At 66.9% G+C, this 4,744-nt stretch carries 4 protein-coding genes; all 4 read right to left on the reverse strand.

Annotated elements, in window-relative coordinates:
* Positions 1-67 precede the first annotated feature (67 nt).
* From VF662_RS12660 to VF662_RS12675, 4 genes are read right to left on the reverse strand one after another with little or no spacing between them, the layout of a single operon-like run.
* The gene (locus VF662_RS12660; protein WP_464141765.1) at positions 68-1,105 is read right to left on the reverse strand and encodes a FemAB family XrtA/PEP-CTERM system-associated protein; all 1,038 of its coding nucleotides are present in this window, start codon (positions 1,103-1,105) and stop codon (positions 68-70) included.
* A complete protein-coding gene (locus VF662_RS12665) occupies positions 1,102-1,947 on the reverse strand; it encodes an XrtA system polysaccharide deacetylase (protein ID WP_464141768.1) in 846 nt (281 codons plus the stop codon). Before VF662_RS12665 ends, VF662_RS12660 begins: the two co-directional genes overlap by 4 nt.
* Before the next feature lie 20 nt (positions 1,948-1,967).
* Complete coding sequence (locus VF662_RS12670) at positions 1,968-3,011, reverse strand: XrtA/PEP-CTERM system-associated ATPase (protein ID WP_464141774.1); 1,044 nt, start codon at positions 3,009-3,011, stop codon at positions 1,968-1,970.
* Between the two features lie 34 nt (positions 3,012-3,045).
* Positions 3,046-4,677 carry a hypothetical protein gene (locus VF662_RS12675; RefSeq protein WP_464141772.1) on the reverse strand — a complete coding sequence of 544 codons (1,632 nt, stop codon included), beginning with the start codon at positions 4,675-4,677 and terminating at the stop codon, positions 3,046-3,048.
* Positions 4,678-4,744: the final 67 nt, after the last annotated feature.

The following is a 4,744-nucleotide window of genomic DNA, read 5'->3' on the forward strand; positions in this document are numbered from 1 at the left end:
GAGCGGATCTTGTCGCCGCGGTCGGGCGGGTATGGGATCCGGTGGGCGAGGAAGAGAATGTCGCGCATCAGCCGAGGCCCCGGGCGATCGGTGGGCCGAGCAGGTTGGCGATGGAGAGCGGGAGCTTCTGCCAGAGTGCGACCTGGAGGCGGTATTTGGGGCTCAAGGGGTTGGTTTCGCGCGCTTCGCCCTTCACGGCGTAGGCGAGCGGCTGCGGATCGAAGCCCCAATTCTTCTTGTAGGAATAAGCGCCGGTGCCCACCTTGGAGCGGCCGAAATCGAAGCGGGTGCAGCCTCGGCGGGCGGCGTGGCGCATCAGCTCGAAATACATATGCTCGTTGGCGCGCAATGTGCGGGCGGCGTGGGTGCCGCCGCCCCAATAGGGATAGACGGTACCTTGATGGTAGAAGCTGAGGACGCTTGCGACGGGGGCGTCGTTGTGCCGAACCGTGAGGATGTCGGCATCGTCTCCGAAGGCGTTCAGCATCGCCTCGAAAAGGGCGCGCGGGAAGACGGGGGTACCGAGGTTGCGGACGCTTTCCGAATAGACGCGGTAATGGGCGTCGCGGTCCGCGGGTGCGCGGCCGATGCTGACGTCGAAGCCGAGGCCCTGGGCGCGGCGGACTTCGGCGCGCTGCTTGCGGGGAACGGATTTCAGGATTGCGTCGTCGTCGGCGGGCAGGTCGCGGGCGAAGCCGGCGTAGGTGCCCTCCTTGCGCTCCCAGCTGGTGGGGAGCTGTCCTCCGCGAAGCTCGACCGAGCTGCAGCCGAGGCGCTGGGCGAGTGCCCAGGCGGCTTCGGCGAGAGCCTCCACGGCCTCATCGCTGGAAGAAAGGATGCCGCCGCCGACGCCGAAGCCGGCGGAGACGAGCGCGGAGCCGAACAAAGGCGAGCGCATCTCGGTGAGCGGGAGGATGCCTGCGAGCCCGCCGTCGGCGCTTTCAGCGATCAGATAGTGGCTGCGCTGGCGGCAGCCTTGTTCGACGGCACGGCTCCATTCGGGGCGGTGGAATAGCTCGGCGCCCGGGAAGGCGCGGATGCGCGGAAGATCGGAAGCTTCGGCGGTGCGGACGGCGAGCCCGGAGACTGGCGAGAAGGCGTTCATTGAAGCCTCGCCCGCTCGGAAGCGACCACGGCGTCGGTCCTGCCCCAGGGATGAGAGCGAAGCAGTTTCAGTAGCTTGCCTTCCATTCCTGAAAGATTGCTGTAATGGCGGAGGCGCGATTTGACCGGCGCTCGTTCGACGCGCGGCTGGCCGGGATCGATCTCCCACGGGTGGAAGTAGAAGACCGCCGGGCGGGCTTCGCGGCCATTGACCCGGCCGACCGCCCAGCTCGAGAAACGGTACGGAAGCAGCCGGAAGAAGCCGCCGCCGCCCGCCGCCATGCGCTTTCCCGCGAGTTCCACGGTGGTGACGGGGAGCTCGATCAGGTCGGAATTGGCAAGAGGCCGGTGCGCGAAGCGGGGCGCTTCGGGCCAGCCATAATGATCGTGGCGAATGGGGGCGACGCTGGAGGAATAGGCATAGCCATCCTCGGCCAGCACCTCATGAGCCCAGGGGGTACGTTTGTCGATCGAGAAGCTTGGGGCGCGGTAGCCGGTGACGGCTTGGCCGCCCGCATCCTCTATGGCGCTGCGGGCGCGGCGGAGATCGGCGCGGAATGCATCCGCATTCATCGTGAAGACCCGCTGGTGATCCCAGCCGTGGCTCGCGATCTCGTGTCCGGCATCGACGATCCGGCGGACAAGCGCCGGGTAGCGCTCGGCCACCCATCCGAGGGTGAAGAAGGTGCCCTTCACGCCCGCGCGGTCGAACAGCGCCAGGACGGCGTCGGAATTCCGCTCGACCCGGTGCGGGAGCGTGTCCCACGCGTCGCGGGCGATCACCTTTTCAAAGGCGCCGACCTGGAACCAATCCTCGACATCCACCGAGAGGGCATTCAACATCACAGTCCCTCATGGCCGGATCAGGCAGCGTTGTGGCGGTAGCTCACCGGCTCGGCATCATTCTCGACCCAATCGACGAGCAAAGTCAAAACGCGGCGAAGCGCCCCTTCCTGCTCCTCGAGCCGGGCTTCGAGCGCGGCGACGCGGCGCTCGAGCGCGAAATCGCGCACCGCCTCGGCCGACTGCGGCATGGGAGCCGAGGACAGGTGCGCGCCGCGGAGCGGGAGCACGCGCTCTTCGTGCATCGGCTGGTTGTCGCCCGCCATGTCGGCGACGACCGCCGCGACCACTTCGGCGTCGATCACGTCCAGCTGCTCGACCGCTCCGAACAGGAGCAGGCGCTGGGCGAGCTGGTTGACGCGGCGCGGGACGCCTCCGGTGTGGCGGTAGATTTCGGCGAAAGCGGCCGGCTCGATCTCGGGGCGCCCGTCCCAGCCGGCGAGGCTGAGGCGGTGGACGATATAGGGCTCGACCTCATTGGCGCCCATCGGATCGAGATGATGGGTGGCGATCACCCGCTGGCGCAGCTGCTCGAGATCGGCGCTGTGCGCGAGCTGATCGCGGAATTCCGGCTGGCCGAGCAGGAAGATCTGGAGCAGCGCCTTGCCGCCGACCTGGTAGTTGGAGAGCATGCGCAGCTCTTCGAGCGCGGAGACGGGCAGGTTCTGCGCCTCGTCGACGACCAGAAGAGTCCTTTTGCCCTTTCGAGCCTCGTCTTCAAGGTGCTGCTCAACCAGCTCAAGGAGCTGCGCTTTTTCCACCCGGCGGGTGTCGAGACCAAGGCCCTGAGCGGCCAGGCGGAGCATGTCGGTGCCTTCGACCTGAGTCGAGACGACGTTGATCGCGTTGAGGCGGGAGCGGTCGATCGTCTCCATCAGGTGGGCGACGAGCGTCGACTTGCCGGCGCCCACATCGCCGGTGATGACGATGAAGCCTTCGCCCTGGGCGAGGCCGTAGCCGAGATAGGCCATCGCCTTTTTATGGGTGCGGCTCTCGAAATAGAAGCGCGCGTCCGGCGTTAGCTGGAAGGGCCGTTCGGTGAGGCCGTAATGCTCGGTGTACATCGAATCGTCTCCGTCGGGCACCCTGCCCTCGTCGTTAGAAAGAGTATCTGAGGCCGATCAGAGCCTGCGCGACCGTGCTGTCGAGCTGGTCCGAATTGGTCGTGTAGAGGCCAAGCGAGGCGTTCGCCTGAAGCCGCTCGTAGAACAGGGTCCGGTAATAGGTGCCGGTGATGCCGGTGCCGAACGAGGAGCCGAGGCCGGCCCGGTCGCTGTCGTACCAGCTTGCATAGGCATCGAAATCCACGCCGGAGGTGCGGCTGAGATCGCGGCTGAGAGTGCCGTTGACGGTGAAGCTCTCGTCCTTCACGCGGTCGAGCGAGAAGCCCACCGGCGCCAGATATTTGCGCTGGGCGTAGCCGGCGCCGAGGCCGTAGGACCAAAGGCCGCGCTCGCCGGAGAGCAGGAAGCTTGCGCCGCGATGGCGGAAGTTGGTGCTGCTGACCGAGGAGAGCGCATCGCCGAGGCAGGCGCCGGTGCCGGCCTTGGTGCCGAACACGCAGCCGCCGATGCCGCCCACGCCCGGGTTCAGCGGGTTGCGGTTCACCTGGAAGTTGGTCGGCATGCTCTTCAGATCGGCGACGATGATTCGGCCGAAGCTGTCGATACTGTCATAGACGCTGCCGGTGATGGCGAGGCGCGAGCCGAGCTCGTGCCGGAAGGAGCCGGTGAAGGTCTCGCTGCCGTAGCGGCGGCCGAACCGCGCCTGAAGCTCGGTTCGGCGGCTTGGGCGCCAGATCACTCCGGCATCCCAGATGACGCCGCTCTGGTCGTAGGCCAGGAGCCGCGGCCGCGTCGGATCGGCAATGAGGTTCCCGCCCGGCGTCAGAATTGGGTCGCCGTTTGAATTGCGCCTGAAATCCTGTTGAGAAGCTTCGGTTTTCTCATATCCAACGCCTGCCGTGACGGCGAAGGTCGGAGAGACTGGAAGAACCACGTCGCCGCGGATGAACCTGCCCTCGAAGCGCTGGTCGAGCCGGTTCTGGTCCTCGCGGACGTAGCCGGCGCCGACGGTCCAGCCGACCGGCAGGTGGCCGGGAGCCATGCCGACGCTGGCCGACACGCTGTGGTTGACGGAACTGTCGAACCGGTCCGAGCGGGCGCCGCCCGGAAGGGTGACGAAGTCGAAATTGTGGTCGTCCACCTTGACGTAGCCAAGCCGATAACTGGCGGTGACATCGAGCGGACCGGCCTTCGTCGAAAGGTCCGGTCCCGCATAGACGCTGTAGACGTCGGAGAGGCCGGCGCTGTCGACGCCGCCGAAGCCGTAGATCGGGGCACCGGCGCCGCTCCGCGCCCGCGTTGCAAGCGCGCCGGCGTTCAGAGTGACCATGTTGGGGACCAGATGGCCCCGCATCTGTGCAAGGCCCGTGTGGATATCGTCGTCGGCCAGATCGTCTTCCCAGGCGATCCGCCGCTCGTAGCGGTAGCTGACCTGCGCCTCCACCCGGCGCGTCTTGGTCTGCGCGTCCACGCCGACGGCGACCGACGTGTAGGTGAGCGTGTCGCCCTCGTTGAGGTCGGCACTCAGCACCTGCTCGACTTCGAGATAAGGCGTCACCTGCGTCGGACCCGCGGATGCGGGCCCCGCGAGCGCGAGCGTCAGGCCGGCGGCAAGGCCGGAAAGGCCGAGTGCGAGACGCCTCAGCGAACCAAGCTCTTTTCTCATTGGCCGTATCCATAATAGCTGCCGAAGCGTCGGCCGGTGGCTGGGAAGCCAGCGCCGTTGAGCATCA

It is taken from the genome of Allosphingosinicella sp. (assembly GCF_036387215.1).
Lineage (GTDB): Bacteria > Pseudomonadota > Alphaproteobacteria > Sphingomonadales > Sphingomonadaceae > Allosphingosinicella.

Bases quoted from the DNA above. Each gene is read 5' to 3' on its own strand.
- VF662_RS12660 (WP_464141765.1), bottom strand. From the start codon at position 1,105: ATGAACGCCTTCTCGCCAGTCTCCGGGCTCGCCGTCCGCACCGCCGAA.
- VF662_RS12665 (WP_464141768.1), bottom strand. From the start codon at position 1,947: ATGTTGAATGCCCTCTCGGTGGATGTCGAGGATTGGTTCCAGGTCGGC.
- VF662_RS12670 (WP_464141774.1), bottom strand. From the start codon at position 3,011: ATGTACACCGAGCATTACGGCCTCACCGAACGGCCCTTCCAGCTAACG.
- VF662_RS12675 (WP_464141772.1), bottom strand. From the start codon at position 4,677: ATGAGAAAAGAGCTTGGTTCGCTGAGGCGTCTCGCACTCGGCCTTTCC.